This is a genomic window from Rhizobium sp. 42MFCr.1 (assembly GCF_000377185.1).
GTDB lineage: Bacteria > Pseudomonadota > Alphaproteobacteria > Rhizobiales > Rhizobiaceae > Rhizobium > Rhizobium altiplani.
Genome location: NZ_KB897823.1, coordinates 110,526 through 126,736 on the forward strand (window position 1 = coordinate 110,526; position 16,211 = coordinate 126,736).

At 57.2% G+C, this 16,211-nt stretch carries 12 protein-coding genes and 1 pseudogene; 10 read left to right on the forward strand and 3 right to left on the reverse strand.

Annotated elements, in window-relative coordinates; all coding sequences use genetic code 11:
- Positions 1 to 143: 143 nt before the first annotated feature.
- The gene (gene adhP / locus C934_RS0108795) at positions 144 to 1,169 is read right to left on the reverse strand and encodes an alcohol dehydrogenase AdhP (RefSeq protein WP_018856347.1); all 1,026 of its coding nucleotides are present in this window, start codon (positions 1,167 to 1,169) and stop codon (positions 144 to 146) included.
- A gap of 318 nt (positions 1,170 to 1,487) precedes the next feature.
- Here adhP and C934_RS0108800 point away from each other — a divergent pair, with 318 nt between their 5' ends.
- The 8 genes and pseudogenes from C934_RS0108800 (at position 1,488) to C934_RS36415 (ending at position 6,347) form a co-directional block, all read left to right on the forward strand.
- Positions 1,488 to 1,697 (forward strand): cold-shock protein, encoded by a 210-nt coding sequence (locus C934_RS0108800; protein ID WP_018856348.1) that lies wholly within the window; start codon positions 1,488 to 1,490, stop codon positions 1,695 to 1,697.
- A gap of 454 nt (positions 1,698 to 2,151) precedes the next feature.
- Positions 2,152 to 2,601 (forward strand): BA14K family protein, encoded by a 450-nt coding sequence (locus C934_RS0108805; RefSeq protein ID WP_018856349.1) that lies wholly within the window; start codon positions 2,152 to 2,154, stop codon positions 2,599 to 2,601.
- A 162-nt stretch (positions 2,602 to 2,763) separates the two neighbouring features.
- Positions 2,764 to 2,980 (forward strand): annotated as a pseudogene (locus C934_RS35595) (hypothetical protein); the annotation flags it as partial.
- A 465-nt stretch (positions 2,981 to 3,445) separates the two neighbouring features.
- On the forward strand, positions 3,446 to 3,850 hold the full coding sequence (locus C934_RS0108820) for a DUF982 domain-containing protein (protein ID WP_335326784.1): 405 nt from the start codon (positions 3,446 to 3,448) through the stop codon (positions 3,848 to 3,850).
- Positions 3,851 to 4,133: 283 nt separating this feature from the next.
- Positions 4,134 to 4,406, forward strand: coding sequence for a BON domain-containing protein (locus tag C934_RS0108825; protein WP_018856352.1), 273 nt, complete (start codon positions 4,134 to 4,136; stop codon positions 4,404 to 4,406).
- A gap of 104 nt (positions 4,407 to 4,510) precedes the next feature.
- On the forward strand, positions 4,511 to 4,915 hold the full coding sequence (locus C934_RS0108830) for a DUF72 domain-containing protein (RefSeq protein ID WP_018856353.1): 405 nt from the start codon (positions 4,511 to 4,513) through the stop codon (positions 4,913 to 4,915).
- 153 nt (positions 4,916 to 5,068) lie between these two features.
- Positions 5,069 to 5,419 carry a hypothetical protein gene (locus C934_RS0108835; RefSeq protein WP_018856354.1) on the forward strand — a complete coding sequence of 117 codons (351 nt, stop codon included), beginning with the start codon at positions 5,069 to 5,071 and terminating at the stop codon, positions 5,417 to 5,419.
- Positions 5,420 to 6,074: 655 nt separating this feature from the next.
- Positions 6,075 to 6,347, forward strand: coding sequence for a GNAT family N-acetyltransferase (locus C934_RS36415; protein ID WP_156828735.1), 273 nt, complete (start codon positions 6,075 to 6,077; stop codon positions 6,345 to 6,347).
- A 563-nt stretch (positions 6,348 to 6,910) separates the two neighbouring features.
- Here C934_RS36415 and yghU read toward each other — a convergent pair.
- Complete coding sequence (gene yghU, locus C934_RS0108850) at positions 6,911 to 7,801, reverse strand: glutathione-dependent disulfide-bond oxidoreductase (protein WP_018856357.1); 891 nt, start codon at positions 7,799 to 7,801, stop codon at positions 6,911 to 6,913.
- Between the two features lie 784 nt (positions 7,802 to 8,585).
- Between yghU and C934_RS0108855 the strand changes: the two genes are divergently transcribed.
- A complete protein-coding gene (locus C934_RS0108855; RefSeq protein WP_026371680.1) occupies positions 8,586 to 10,847 on the forward strand; it encodes a glycosyltransferase in 2,262 nt (753 codons plus the stop codon).
- A gap of 521 nt (positions 10,848 to 11,368) precedes the next feature.
- On the opposite strand, the gene C934_RS0108865 is transcribed toward C934_RS0108855, so the two are convergent.
- Positions 11,369 to 13,456 carry a caspase family protein gene (locus C934_RS0108865; RefSeq protein WP_245267927.1) on the reverse strand — a complete coding sequence of 696 codons (2,088 nt, stop codon included), beginning with the start codon at positions 13,454 to 13,456 and terminating at the stop codon, positions 11,369 to 11,371.
- A gap of 447 nt (positions 13,457 to 13,903) precedes the next feature.
- On the opposite strand from C934_RS0108865, the gene C934_RS0108870 reads away from it, so the two are divergent.
- Positions 13,904 to 16,210, forward strand: coding sequence for a type VI secretion system Vgr family protein (locus tag C934_RS0108870; RefSeq protein ID WP_018856360.1), 2,307 nt, complete (start codon positions 13,904 to 13,906; stop codon positions 16,208 to 16,210).
- Position 16,211: the final 1 nt, after the last annotated feature.

Below are 16,211 nucleotides of genomic sequence, written 5' to 3' on the forward strand. Positions count from 1 at the left end.
AAAACCTCCCGCAGCGGCACGGTTCTGAGCTACCTAAGGTCGTTTCGCAACTGAGCGGATCCCCCCGCAAGATTTCCGATCGCAATGCCGCCTTGCGAACCCTGTTGTCCAAAATCGGAACCGCCGGTTGGCTGGTACAAGCGTTACAATCTCATGACGATGCGACCGTCGATCTTTCCCGCTTCCATACGGTGGAAAATGTCATTGATGCTCTCGAGACCCTCCCAGGAGAAATGAGGTATGACTTTTCCTTCGGCCGCGAATTGCAGCGATTCCTCCAGATCCTGGCGCGTACCGACGATCGATCCCCGAACTGTTATGCGTTTCAGGACTGTTTCGAACACAGGCAGCGATATCATCCCCGGTGGCAGGCCGACGAGTGCCATCGTCCCACGCGATCGCAGGAAGCCAAAGGCCTGCTCCATGGCGGCGGGGGAGACCGCCGTAACGAGAGCCCCATGTACACCGCCATTGGTCGCCTTCCTAACCTGCTCGACGGCGTCGCCAGCCTTGCAGTTGATCGTGACGTCCGCCCCGAGCTGTTTTGCCAAAGCCAGTTTCTCTTCGAAGATGTCGGCGGCGACGACATGCATGCCCATCGCCTTGGCATACTGGACGGCCATGTGACCCAAGCCTCCCACGCCCGAAATGGCAACCCATTCGCCTGGGCGCACCTCTGTCTCTTTCAATCCCTTGTAGACAGTGACGCCCGCGCAAAGAACCGGGGCAGCGGGGCCGAACTCCAAATGGTCAGGCAGTGTGCCGACGAACTCAGGATCAGCGAGCCCATACTCGGCGAAGGTGCCATTAACGGAGTATCCGGTGTTCGACTGCGAGGCGCAGAGTGTTTCCCAACCGGTTCGGCACTGCGGGCAGTAGCCGCACGCGCTGTGTAGCCAGGGCACGCCAACACGGTCGCCCTCCTTCACTCTCGTGACACCGGCGCCGACTGCCGAAACATAGCCAACGCCCTCGTGCCCCGGTATGAATGGTGGACTCGGCTTCACCGGCCAATCCCCATTGGCTGCATGGAGGTCGGTATGGCACACGCCAGTCGCCTCGTATTTGACGAGTATCTGCCCCGGATGCGGAGATGGCACTGGCACATCTTCGATCACCAGGGGTGTGCGGAACTGTCGAACGACAGCAGCCTTCATCATCTGACCCATGAGTTGCCTCCAACTGGAAACGAGACGCCGGTCAATCTGAAGCTGCGTCGTGGGCCAACGATGCGCGGGATTGCCGAGAGACCGCGCCTGGTCCACAACGCAAAACACAGTAAGTCACGTCCCGATATCGTCGCAAACGTAAACCTCTTCCGATCGGTCGACAACAATGAAGCGGCGAGGGGGCCTTCGGCAGTCATAGGTCGGGCGAAATATCCTGGCAGAGAGCAGCCTCTGGACCAGCGGATGAGGCCCATATTTCCGCTTGCGTAGGCTGCACGTCGGCTCCATGTTGATCGTATTCTTAGTCTGGAGGTTATAATGGCAACGGGCACGGTGAAATTCTTCAACGAAGACAAGGGGTTCGGTTTTATCAGTCCCGAGGGGGGCGGCAGCGATGTGTTCCTGCACATCTCGGCTCTTCAGGCGTCTGGGATCCAGACCATCCGCGAGGGGCAGAAAGTCTCATTCGACACGGAACCGGATAACAGAGGAAAAGGCCCGAAGGCTGTCAATATTGAACTGCGGTGACGGATCGCCTGTCATTGGCCCGCCTGGCGTATGGTGACAAGGATATATCGTCGATGCCGATGCCGGCATACTGCAGATCGATGGGTTTGTTACTCTGGGCTGTCCCGGCTGGAAGGTGATGACGCAGCTAACCTGATGACAGTCGCGACGTGGTATCTTTGAGAGGTGCGGCTCTAACAGGGCGCAACTGGACACCCAGCATCCTGTACAGGACGAAATCTCCTATGCCAGAGAGGGACAAGCTTAGCTCTTCGAAGGCAACGCCTGCGCTTCTCTCGCGATCGCGGGCCGCTTTGGATTACAGGGTTCTGGCCAAGCTGGCCTTGAGCGATCATAGGAGCAGTGAGGTAAAAGACAGCCCTTCTGGACCGTTGACCGCCCACTGGAAATCAAGTGCGACATCGTCCTTTCCGCGGTATAATGGTGGACTGCAAAGTTGACGGAAGGGAAGCCGATGAAAAGGCTAGCATTCGTTGCCGTGTCGCTTGCGACGGCGTTGGCGAGCGTCCCGCCGGCCATGGCATTCCCCACCATCGTCGCCCCGAAGATCGATTCCCCGCGGGCGCAGCCGGTGGACTATCATGGCGGCCACGGCGGTTACTACAACGGCGGATACTATCACCATCATGGCAACGGGGGGTGGGGCTGGGCGCTCGGCGGTCTCGCGGCAGGCGCAATAGTCGGCGGATTGCTGGCGCAGCCGAACTATTACGCGCCTGACTACTACGATCCGGGTTACTACGGCCCGTCTTATTATACGCCTCGATATTATCGCAGAGCGTATTACGGTGGCAATGCGCATATGCGCTGGTGTTATGCGCGTTATCGATCCTACAGGAGTTATGACAACACGTTCCAGCCCTATTATGGCCCACGACAGGCGTGTTTCTCGCCTTACTACTGATGGCACGCACGGACGGTCGTCTCCACAGATCAAGGCGATAAAGGCGGGGCCGAGGGCTGTGCCCTTTAAGAATGAAGCAAGCTTTTGCGATCGTCGAAATTCGCGGGCCGGCAACCACGATGATTTACCCGATATGCGCAATGTCGGCATTGGCGCAAAGCGCGTGCGGACGCATTACTGTTTGGGACGCGCAAGCGGCGCCTGATTGCCATCGATCCAGCACGGATACCGCTTCGCCTGGCACTTCGTTTCCACAAGCTCGGGCGCTCGGGCGCCGCGCGGATCCTGTTCTCCTATCTGCGGCGCGGTCTTCAGGCGAGCGGTCGGGTGGCTTGCCTGAGGATCATGCGGTTTGCCGGCGCCGAGAGTGCGGCAATAGTCCATGACGAGAAGAGGCGAATCCCGAATCTACTTCTTTGAACTCGAACGGACGGAAGAGCTTGAAAAAGAACCGGCGCACACCAAATAACGCCTCACTACCCGTTTCGATGATCCTTGCCGAGCAGATTTCTGCCGGCTGCGGTCGTCCGGGTTTGGCAGGGCGCTCCCCGCAAGGGTCGAGCGCCCTGCCTGTTTTAGCCTGTATTTTCTCGGCCATGGACAGCAACATTGTCCTGGATCTCACGGCTCCAATGCATGGCGGAGATTGGCATCTCCAGACAATCGGCGAAACTCGATCTCCGCGATCAATGTCGGCTGAGCGAAGGCTAGTCTTCCCCATTGAGGGTTCGGCCGGCCATCTAGCCTTCAGTTTATCGACGCCACTGAGCCGACGTGGAAGCCTGCTTGCGTAGTCAGTGGAAGTATTCGAGATAAGGCATTGAAATAATCAATAATATGACTCTTGCAGGTCTTTAACTCAGGTCATCCTTTCATTACCGCAGGAATAAATTTCTCGACTTACCTAGACGAATGCGAACCACTCCACCATTTGCTGACGCTGCACCTGGCAAGGAGTTCATCAATGGACGCTGTTCTTCCCGTTTTCATCAGGCCCCTGACAGTGGAAATCGGCGGCACAGGCAACTATCGTCATGCCGAGACGGTCCAAGAATTGGCTCAAATGCTTGTGGGCGGGAAGTGGCCTGCAAATGGAAAAGCATTCCACAGCGCGCTCTGGCGGTCGGTGGAAGCCATCGAATGCTATGTCGATGCTGAGACGGCGCGCTGTGCCTTCGTGGAGGCGGCTCACGAAGCCGGTCTGCATATCGTGCCCGATGATCAGAGCGAGATGAAAAAGGCCAGCTAATAGACTGTGCTCGTCCCGCGGCTCAATCATTTCTCAATGACCAGTAGACGGCTCTATCCGTGTGAGAAGCAATTGATCAAGTAACTGGCCTTATGCCATTTCGAACGATGCGGTGACGTTCAACGGTGCCCGCACTCCGTTCCTCGAACACGACAAGATGCCCGTGATCCAGCGTCCAGCTTGGGTGAGCGATGGGTCGTCGCCTCTCATTCAGACCTAAGTCCAACGCCCGAACTTAATGATCCTTCGACTGTTTCTTAAGGGAACAGAAGGAGAAAAGTCGATGAAGTTCGGATCAGACAGTTTTAGCCATGAACAGCATTGCACGAGCGGTCATAGTTCGGCTGCGACTATTGCATCCGTTGAAGCGGCAATGTCCGCCGACCCCGATCTGGATAGCTCTGCCATCACGATTAAGATGCTGGGTCCTGTCATCCTGCTAGAGGGATACATCAATAACTACGCCGAGCGGGAACGCGCAACTTCAATCGCCGCGTTAATAGTCGGACCAGAAAATGTCCAGGATCGAATGCTAGGTCGCATTATTGGACATTAGGGTCATCAGTCGTGGTTCTCGGTTATTCGTGATGCGCATTTTTCGCAGGCCCGGAAAGTGGATGGGCGTGCAGGAACAAGAGCTTCCTCTTGTCGTTTCTTACGATGACGAAACTTGGGGCTGTTCGCATTGGCTGTCTGGCTGGACGTACGGCCGACTTTGTCTATTGCCGCCTTTATGGGTCCCAAGAACTCTATGTCAGCGGCAATGACGATGACGCTTTGAAAACCTGGGCGGAGCGGGTTACTGCATGGGCCCGCGGCGAAGAGCCCATTTACGCGGAATGGGTTACCGCGCCGCTTTCCCCGTCCCAAAAGGGGCGGGATGTTTACCTCTATTTCGACAACAACGTTGAAGTTCGAGCGCCTGCCGATGCGCATATGTTGGCGCAGCGTCTTGGGCTCGTGGTTGGCGCAGAAAGCAATGATGTTTCGACGGGAGTACCTAAAAAGCTTAGCACGCTGGAGAAGCCGCGACGGCATTGGCCGCCGATATGTAGCGCACCCTAATCCGTCCGAGGCAGGCGCAATGATCTTTCATTCTCGACCGGCTCTGGCGTGGAACCGGATTGTGGGTCAGTGGCACACATTATCACGCTCTAGCGCTTGACGTGGCCGGTGGAGTTGCCGATCACCGTCGAACAGCACAGCAAGAGGGATCGAATGCCACATTATCTCGTGATGCACACGTCACTTGTCGAAGCCGAAAACGAGGAGGCCGCCGCTCGGAGAGCCTTGCTGACGATCAAAGAGAGCAAGGAGATTTCCTTTTCTGTGAAGTTTGATGAGGCCAGCGTGAGACGGGTCGTCGTTTCAACTGCCGATATTCCGTGCGACCTGCGGCCATTAGCGGGCGATCCTGAAAAACGAGAAGAGGAAATACCCGCCGACAGTATCGACGGAGCGCCTCCCGAGGGCTCGTTCTATGCCTTCACTGATCGAACGAAGTTCGCAATCGCATTGATACTTTTCATCTCTGGCTTGTGCCTTGGGTTGGCATACCGCGTCGCGTAATACGGTCCAGATCAGCGGGTCAGCGGAAATGAAACCCAAGCGCCAGCCTGGCATCTGATGACGGCCGTGGTAAGGCAACCGCCGTAAGGGCGCGCATGACCCGGCTTGGGGAGCCGTCCATTGAAAATGGTTTGCAACTTGAAATGGATCTACATCCGGGCTGAAGGTGTGGCCGAAAAGCCCGAAGCTATGAGGCCCCTGGGAACGTCGTGGTTTTTTAAGGATGATGGTCGATCTCAGCCGCAGTGCATAAACACTGTGTTCCGCTTGCATTTTAGTAGTTACTTAATCTTTATGCGTCAGATTTTCAGTTGTCGCGGGTAGGTTATCGTGGCGCAACATCACATGCTAAGGGCTCGCCTCAGGTATCTCGTGGCGAGCCTCTTTTGTTAGCGCGCTGCGGGGTTGCCGACACGGCGCTCTGCGTCAGTGACAGTACTTGCTGCATCATCCCCGAAACCATTGATCCCGTTGGCACAGGAGGTGATTGGCAGCCTCAGCAAGCATGTGGCCATCAGAGCCGAAATGATCTCCATTTCCAACTTCTTCGGTTCCTTCGATTGTTGCTGCCTGGACCAGGCTAGCGACGCTTCCGCTGGGCGTTAACGCCGGATTGTTGCTCGGTTACCCCGACGCCGACGCGTCGGTAAGTTTGATGACGACAATTGTGTCGATAGGAGTGCGACGCATCGCAATCCAAGGACAGGAGATCGCTGGATCCTCGAGATCGAGGCGATGGGCGTCACGTGGTTCTGGTTTCTGGGTCGAGCAGGAGTTTAGAGGATTAGGCGTTGCCACGAAGCTTAGGTCCAAGGCTGTTGCGTATTTGAAGAGCCGCGGTTGCACGGGTATTGTATTGCATTCGTCAAAAGCAGGAGAAGCGCTTTATCGGAGTCTTGGCCCGAGCCGGCACATGAATTGCGAATGACATTTGGCACCGATGATCTGAATGCCGCAACCATCTCATCAGAACGTGGAACATAGCTGCCTCATCGAGGTTGAGGAATTCGACAGTGGCCATTTCCTCGAGGTGGCATCGTCCTATCTAGCAGTCAAAGCGCTCGTACGGTGCCGCACTGAACGGTTTGTGAAGCAGAACGTTTCTCTTTTCTCGCGCAGACAAGAGCAGGTGAACATCTATTCATCGGCGCGCGAGCATCCTGCGCTGCAACTGCTGTATGCAGGATTGGACACCATGGGATGCGGCTCAGGAGTGCGAATGACACGACGACCCCCGCGAGGAGAATGGAAATGACAGAGCACGGCAACAGAAAATCCTCGAGGTCGAGCAGGCAGCAACGGCTCGATGCTTTCGAAGAAACGACGCGCTTCGCTCGCCAGAATGCGGAGGAAGAGCGCCGAAAAAGGGAAGAAAAAAGCGAGCGACTTCGAAGGGCACGGCTGGAAGCGCAAGATCAAGATCGGCAGGTTTGACGTGCGCCTGCAGCCAAAACCTTCGCAACCAACCGATTAAAGACGGCCCCTCTGCCTCTAGCCTACCTTATCCTGTGTTTGCGTTTCGAAGTCGGAGGCATCGTGTCGTTCATGGAGTTGTTCTGAAGGATCGCCGTTGATCCGGTTGACCATGCGGCCACGCTTGACCGCCGGCCGGCTTGCGATCTCAGCAGTCCAGCGCTGCAGGTTCTTATAGGTCTCAACATCAAGGAAGGTTGCGGAGTCGCCGTATGCCTTTCCTTGCGCGAGGTTCCCGTACCAGGGCCAAATTGCGATATCCGCAATCGAGTATTCGTCGCCCGCCATGAACCGGTTGCCTTCAAGATGACGGTCCAACACGTCAAGCTGACGCTTCACCTCCATCGAAAAACGGTCAATGGCATATTTGATATGCATTGGAGCGTAGGCGTAAAAATGGCCAAAGCCGCCGCCGAGGTAGGGCGCCGAGGCCATTTGCCAGAACAGCCAATTCATCGTCTCCGTCTGTGCCTTGTGCTCCTGTGGTATCAGGGCGTCAAATTTCCTTGCCAGATAAAGAAGGATTGATCCGCTTTCGAACACCCGTGTCGGCTCAGCTGTAGAACGGTCCATCAGTGCTGGAATCTTCGAGTTTGGATTGACCTCCACAAAGCCGGAACCGAACTGGTCACCATCGCCGATCCTAATCAGCCACGCATCGTATTCCGCTCCGCTACGGCCGAGCGCAAGCAGTTCCTCCAGCATGATAGTGACCTTCACGCCATTCGGAGTTGCCAGCGAGTAGAGTTGCAGGGGATGCGTTCCGACAGGCAGAAGCTTATCGTGGGTGGGGCCGGCAATGGGCCTGTTAATGTTGGCAAACTGTCCGCCGTTGCCTTTTTCCCAATGCCATACCTTTGGCAGTTCGTACCCGGGAGGGAAATTATTGGCGGAGCTATTTTCAGTCATGCTAGATCCTCTGTTGGGCAGTCATGGGCAGGCACATAGGCTTCAGTTGTTATAAAGGAACCGCGACACGAAAGTGCCGCGCCCCGGCACTGCCCCTTCGCGACTGCGGTCCGGGTCGGTTTCGCCGGCCCTTTAGGGAACGATGTTTGACGGCGTTAATCGAGAAAGCTTGTGCCAGTAAGCTCGGAGCTACTGGAATAGTTTTCTCGTCGCAAGGAGGGCGCGTGGACGTCGGTGCGAACTGCGGAGCTTGTTATTTGGCGACAGTTATTCTACTCTTCCTTGTAGGTTTTTAGCCTAAATCCCGGATTGGAGCGTCTCGCATGCTGAAACGTGTTTCCGTCCTTTTCTCGGTCTTTTTGACGGCATGCGTGCCGTCCTGGACGTACCAACCCTTTGCGCCAACCAATGCCCGTAACTGTCAAAGTGCGCCACCGAGTCGAGCTGAATCTGCCGATTGGCGCCGGGCACAAAAGCTGAACACGCGTCAATCCTATCAGGCTTTCCTCGCAAAGCATCCTCGCAGTTGCTACGGCAACTTGGCGGTCGAAAAGATGAAGAAGGGGGTTCAACGGCAACCTGTTGCGGTACGGAAGTTGGACACCCAATCCGAACGGGGCTGGGGCCGCGGATCAGCCTATTAGCGCTCGTTCTGTTCTCTGCCTCGCGAGGCTGCGACCAGCGCGGTGGAAATGTCTCGCTGCGTCGGGGTATTTGAAACCGGGTTCAAGCTCATTTGAGGGTAGGGTATTCCGGGTGCAGCAAATAATCTCGGGGTTGGCTGATGCATTTTGACGTTGTTCATGCTGCCGACCCACGATTTCTTGGCGGTACGTCGAGCGCACTGAGAGCCGAGCTCAAGGCGGCGAGACAGTGGGAAGTGAGTTGTGGGCTACTGCCCATCCTCGGACAGCGCACCCGCGACTTAGGCGTCTTCGACAGTCGCACGGCCACCACAATTGAACAATCGAATACCGTCTGGCTAACAGGGTCGGAAGAGGCAACCTGCGACATTCTTCTGGCTCACCATCCTGCAGTGTTTGAGCGTATGCCGAGTTCGCCGGTGCGCTTAAGACCTCACCGTGTCGTTTGCGTGGTTCATCATCCTCTGTTCGACGGTAATCGCGCTCCGCAATACGATCTAACGGTCGTGGGACGCGTATTGGACAGGCTCTTTGGTGTTCCAGTCGCGTTCGCTCCCGTCGGGCCAAAGGTCCGGTCGCAGTTCAACAGTATTGGGACCGACAGTTCTCCGCTTCTCCGACACGATTTGTATAATATGGTCGACGCCGCTGAATGGGCGTCGCCGGAGCGATCAGCTCCGGCACGTATCGTGAATCTGGGACGCCACACGAGGGGAGACCCGGCGAAATGGCCCAGTTCTGCAGAGGACCTGCGCGCCGCTTACCCCGACGCACCCAATTTCGCCATCAAGGTGTTGGGCGGTGTCCCAGAGCCAATCCAGCCGTGGATCGGCTCGAACTGGCAGATCAGTCCATTCGCGCAAAACAGCGTCCCAGACTTTCTCAGACGCCTTGATTTCTATGTCTATTTTCACAGCCGGCAATGGGTGGAAGCCTTCGGAGTTTCTATCGCAGAAGCAATGGCCAGCGGTTTGGTGACAGTGCTTGACCCTTCATTTGAAAGCCTGTTCGAAGATGGCGCGGTCTACTGCAACATTGCAGAAACGCGAAGCGTCATCGAGCGCCTCATTGCCTCTCCTTCGACCTATCTCCAACAATCAAATGCCGCGAAGGAGCTCGTCCGAAGGAAATTTGCGATCGATCAATATCCGCAACGCATGGCACGCCTCTATGATGATCTCGAGCTTCGCAGACCTTCTTGGCTCGAAAACAGCCGGACGGCGGGCAGCGGTTGTTCACCTGGCAAGACTGCCGAAAGTGTGACGCCTGAACCCGCCCCGCGACGTATAGGCAAAAAGCGCCGAGTGCTACTTGTGGCGACAAACGGCATCGGGCTCGGTCATATCACACGACTGATGGCGATCGCAGAGCGGCTGCCCGATGATACGGATCCGATTTTCTTTACTCGATCGGCCGGATCGGCGTTGGCCCATGCGCGAGGTCACGCTGTTGACTATACTCCTTCCGGTTTGGCAATCGGCGTAACGGATGAAAGCTGGAACAGGGCTTATGCGCAGGAGCTGGTGACGGCAGTGGAGGCGTTTGATGCCTCGGCGGTGGTGTTTGATGGAAACAGGCCGTTTCCAGGGTTAATTGCCGTTGCCGAATGCCGACGCGACCTCGCCTGGATCTGGATCCGACGTGCGTTGTGGCGTCTTTCCCACAATTTCGAGCCGGGCGTCCAGGACATATTCGACATGGTGATCGAACCAGGGGAATTTGCGCATGACGAAGACCATGGTCCGACCCGCGATATGCCCGGGGCAGTTGCTGTTCCCCCTGTGCTTCTGTTGGATCCCGGTTCGGGTCTGCCCAGGAGAGAAGCCGCCGCCAAGCTTGGCGTCAACCCGGACCGTTTCACGGTTGCAGTACAACTGGGCTCGCAACGCAATTTCGACCTGGAGGATCTCCCCAGTCTGATCTTCGCCGATCTGGCCAGACGGAATGTGCAGACGGTTCAGGTCCTCAATCCGTTGGCGCCACCTCCCAAGCAGGAATGGCCGAGCGTTTTGCGCACAAGCGTTTACCCCTTGGCTGAGTGCGCCAGCGCGATCGATCTTCTTGTCACCACCGCGGGGTACAACAGCTTCCATGAGAGCATCCTGGGAGGGATCCCCTCGATCTTCGTGCCCAACCAGGCGCCGGAAATGGACGATCAGCATCTTCGCGCCGTTTATGCCCAAACTGCCGGCCTGGGTCTTTGCTTACGGTACTCGGAGTCGGATCGTGTGACGACAACGCTCGACCTGGCGCTATCAGATGCCTTCCGCACCGAGGTTCGCCGGCGTCTGGGGCGCCTGAATTTCGTTAATGGAGCCGCCATGGCCGCGAAAGCGGTCGAGCAGCTTGTCTTCAGCATCCGCGCTGACCGTCCCTTGCATGCCGCGATTGCTCGAATGTGAGCGCATGGAAACATCCGCGCCGAGCTGATCGGCAAGAAACTCCTCGATGGTCGATGAGATTGTGATTTCACTGGCGATATCCCATTTCGCAATGATCAATGACCAGCGCCTGCGCGAGTACCTGCCATAGATTTCGGGGGAAAGTGATGGCAGGTGGCTGCGGGTTGGGACAAATTCCAAAGGGGCAGAACTTGCAGCAGTCAGGTCGGGACGCAGTTCTGACAGAACGATAACTGGAAATTCGCCATTGGCCCTGCAAGCTTCGACGGCAGTATCAAGAATCTCGGCGAGATTATCGGGCATCGCACCGAGGACGGAAATGAGGCTTCTGGGTTTGGCTTCGTCAATTGGGTCTCGCAGGACGTACTGAAGACTGTCGCCGGCGGCGGCGGGATCGACGATCCTGACGGCGTCCTTCGACCTCCCGAAACGCAAGAGCCGGCCAATTCTTTCGACAATCCAGCGCAATGCCATCCCCGCGTTCAGTGCAATTATGCCACTATGACCGTACCACCGTGCTCTCAAAGCCCATTCTGTTGAACGAAGAGTTCGACATCTTTTTCGATTTCCTCTCTTGACGCAGCGTCCAGCTTCTCGCCCACCGAGGTCTTTGTTCGTTCCGCCTCTTCGACTTTAAAACGCGTGGCGAGTGTCGCGTTGAAATATGCTTTCCTCAAATCAGGCTTTCCGCGGGCAAAGCTGCCCGTAGCGTAACCCTTGGCGAGCTCAAGATAGGCGTCCTCGAAGCCTCGGCGTGCCGACAGTTCGAGCAGGGAAAGTGCGCGATTGGCATCGGGACGAACATTGCCCTCGCCTTTGACGAGAATGCGCGCTGCATAGAGAGGCGCGTACTGGTTACCCATTTCCGTGGCGCGGATCATCAGATCAAAGCCCCGTTTGACATCCTTCTCGACGCCCAGGCCGCCGACATAGGCACGGCCCAGATTGGTCATCGCGTCGATCTGGCCGGCATCTGCCGCCGCGGCATAAAGCCTTGTCGCCTCGACATCATCCTTCTTCACGCCGGTGCCGCGCCGAAAGCTGTCGCCGAGCGCAGTGATTGCATTCGACCAGCCACTGGATGCCGCTAGTCGGTACCACAGGATTCCCTCTTCGGGATTCTGTGGGACGCCTTGACCGCGTATGTAAGCGGTTCCTACATTCGTCCTCGCTCTAAGATTTCCGAGCGGTGCCGCCTGCATGTAGAAATCGAGAGCCCGCTTGTAGTCGACCTCGCGGCCTATGCCGGCACGGGCCATGTATCCGAGATTGACGAGGGCAGCGCTGTATTGCTGCGTGGCGGCGAGTTGGTAGAAATGTTCCGCCCAGTCATAGCGCTTGGCTATTTCGAGGACGCGGGCCAACTGGAACTGCAAGCGCGGATTGTTGGGCTCCGCCGCCAGCGCGTAGCCGCAGGAGCGTAGCCCGTCGCGGATGTTCACCAGCCCGTTCGTGACGCCCGGTACCACGCGTTGAGGATCATTGGGATCGGCTGCGTACAGGTCGCAATCCGTAACGAGAGACTTCATGCCGCTTTGTGTGTCAGGCATTTTGCGCGGCCAGATTCGAAAAGTCTCGCTCACGGCGCGCTCGCCTGCCTGCTGAAAGACAAACTCCGCCCCCGCCGCTGCATTGGCCTCATTGGAGGGTGGTGGCTCGGTGGAAATCGGGGTGGCGGCAAGTGCGCCGCTGACGAACAGACCACGCTGCTGCAACTCGGCAACCTCAAGGCTGCTACGTTTGACCGCCTCCGCTGCTAGCGTGCTGTTCGGAAACGCCTTGGCAAAACGTTCGAAATCCGTTGGATCCGCGCTGTCTTGAATGAAATACCAGAGAACCTGATCGATCGTCAGTGCCCCGTCACTGCCCGCAACCACGGGCGCCGGTTTCTCGCTGCCTGCCGGCTTCAGGACGAATTTGGTTTCGATCGATCCCGTGATCCACGGAATCTGCGATCCGTTGGTGGCCAGGCGCACGTCTCCCCGCACTGTTCTGAACGTGTCGTAGATGTCGAGGCCCGGCTGCTGAAGTGCATTGGCAAGCGCCAAAGAATAAGGGCTGTTTGCGCCTGTGCCGTCATAGGCTACTTCGCCGGCGCCGGTAGCGAAGGCAATGAGAACCTGACCTGCGCCGGCCTCCATGTTGGCGAGGCCCTGTTGCAGTCCTTTTTCGGTGGTGAGCGGGTTGTTGCGGCAAGCGTCCAGAATGATCAGTTTGACGCCGACTGGATCGTTCTTGACGATGTCTATGAGATCATTAAGGGCGATGGCGTCATCGATTACCTCCTTGGCAGACCCAGTCCGTACATCGACGGGTAGCAGCAAGCTTCGTCCCTCGTGCTGGAGCGCGTGTCCCGCATAATAGAGAATGGCAAGATCGGCGCCGATCAGGTGGCTGCGGATTGCATTTTCGAGATCGCCGACGGCGGCTTTCTTGACGTCGTAGAAGAGCAGGACATCGAAGCCAAGCTCGGTGAGCGTTGCGGCAATCAGCTTGGAATCGTTTTTTGGATTCGATAAAGGCGCAAACTCGTATTCGCCGTTCCCGACCACGATAGCGGCTTTACGCTCCGCATGGGCCATCTGCGAGAACGCCGTTAAAAACAGCATCAACAGCGGGATCAAAAAAATCCATTGCGGCCGAAGGCACGAACTTCTTTGCGTCATGGCAGGTAAGCCCAGATTGTTGACTTCGTTGTCCTGATGAACGGCAAGAATACAGCGTCCATAGTAATGCAATTTTTGCAGCTTCGCCTAGGGAAAAGGATTAGGGCTGAAAGAGTGGCTTTATGGCGCCATGCGAGCTCGGGCCTACGTATGTCAAGACCGGATCCATGGAGGCACAAAGCACTCCGCCCAATTCCGATCCGTGCAAAAGCCTGGGTGATGATGGCCGATCGGTATCATCACGTGACCCGTAAAAAAGCCAATCCGCGTCAGTACTTCGTCCGGAGACTATGACCTCGGCAACGCCGATGCGGCTTTCGAGGTGGCGGGTCTTTGTGCTAGGCTCCTGATACAGGAATGCCGGCGTCACGAGACAGGGGCACTCTCCGAATGGCTGAAGAACGCAAGACAACCGTCCAGACGCCGCTTGGGCCCGCGACGCTGACATTTACGCACCTCATTGGCCATGACGAGATAAGCCGGTGTTTTGCTTTCACCGTCGGCTTCGTCAGCTCCGACGAAAACGTTGACGCGCTCAAACTGCTTGGAAAGCCAATTTCGGTTGAGGGTGAGGCCGGAGATCCCAAGCGGTGGTTCAGCGGGCTCGTTTCAGACTTCCGCCTGACGCGGATCGAGGAAGGCTTTGCTTATTACGAGGCGGAGCTGCGGCCGTGGCTCTGGCTGCTCGCCAACACCACTGACTGCCGCATCTTTCAGAACATGAGTGTCGTGGAAATCGTCGAGCAGATATTCTCGAAATATAAGCCGGCGAAGTTTGAAAAGCGGCTGCAGGGGTCCTATGAGGCGAGGGAATACTGCGTGCAGTATGACGAAACCGACCTGGACTTCGTGCAGCGCCTGCTCGAGCACGAAGGCATCATGTATTTTTTCGAGTATGGCGACGGAGAGCACACGCTCATTCTCGCGGACGCCATGAACAAGCTGAAGCCGACGCCGGGCTATGCGACGGTCAAGTTCCGCGCGGAAGGCGACCCGGTGCGGCGGGACCAGGAATATATCACGCAATGGGTGGCAACCAGTTCCGTTCACCCGGGCGCCTACGCCCACACGGACTATGATTTCACCAAGCCGGGCGCCGACCTCATGGCGCAGTCGACACAGCCCTTTTCTCACGCAGAATCACAGGGAGAGCACTACCGCCATCCAGGTGCCCATTTGAATGTCGGCCGCGGCGACGCTGTGGCCTTGGTAAGACGCGAGGAAATACAGGCGGCGCATCAGCGTATCACCGCCGGCGGTACTGTGCGGGGGCTGGCTTCAGGCTGCACCTTCAAACTGGAAAACTTCCGGCGGAAGGACCAGAACACCGAGCATGTTGTCCTGCGCGCCGAATATAGCCTGTTCGACCCCGGTTACCGCCCGGCTGGTTATGCAGGGGAGGAAACCTTCCACGCGGCACTTCAGGTCGCTCCAACCTCCATCATCTACCGGCCGCAGCGTAACACGCCTCGTCCAATCATGCGGGGGCCGCAAACCGCGACGGTGGTCGGTCCTTCAGGGGAGGAAATCTTCACCGACAAGTATGCGCGGGTGAAGGTGCAGTTTCACTGGGATCGCCTCGGCAAGAAGGATCAGAACAGTTCCTGCTTCGTACGGGTTTCGCAAACCTGGGGCGGAGCCGGGTGGGGCTTCATCCAGATCCCACGTATCGGCCAGGAAGTGATCGTGGACTTCCTCGAGGGGGATCCGGACCGACCAATTATCACCGGCAGGGTTTATAACGGCAAGGAGATGCCGCCCTACGAGCTGCCGGGAAATGCCACCCAATCGGGGTTGAAGACGAATTCGTCGCCGGGCGGCGGCGGTTGGAACGAAATGCGCTTCGAGGACAAGGCCGGATCGGAAGAGGTTTATTTCCAGGCACAGAAGGACCACAACCTGCTGATCAAGAACGACCGCGGCAAGTTGGTCCAGCACGACCAGTCCGACCGCATCGACAACAATGCAAAGCATTCCGTCGGCGTGAACCTCGATGAGGACGTCGGCAACAACAAGACGACAAAGGTAGGCGTCGACCGCACGGTCAATATCGGTTCCAACGACACCGAGACGGTGGGCATCAATCGCTCACTTACCGTTGGCGCAGACGAGACGATTGGCATCGGCGCGAACTCCACAGAGACGATCGGCTCCAACCACACGCAGACAGTCGGCATCGTCCAGACGGTCGTCGTGGGTGCGGCGCGGATCGATACGGTTGGGGCCGCAGAGACCAGAACGGTGGGGGCCGCTCAGATGAACACCATCGGCGCGACCAGGTCGGTAAGCGTCGCTATCAGCCAAAGCCATGACATCGGAACTTCCGACAGCTGGGATGTCGGCACTGACCAGAGCATCGGCATTGGCGGTGGACAGACAAGCCAGATCGCCAAGACGCGCACCGCGAAGATCGGGGAGGACGATGCTACGGAGATCAGCGGTGCCCGCGTTGTGAAAGTTGCGAAAGGCAGCGCGCTCGAGGTCGGTGAGGACGGGCTGATCAAGATCGGAAAAGATCTGCTGATTGACGCCGGTGACTCAGTCGTCATCAAGTGCGGCTCTGCGGCCATTTCAATGAAAAAGGATGGCACGATTACGATCGAAGGCAAGGATATTTCCGTCAACGCCAAAGGCAAGTTCAATGGCAAGGCTTCAAGCGAAGTCACGTGGAAAGGCAGTAAGATCACTCACAATTGAG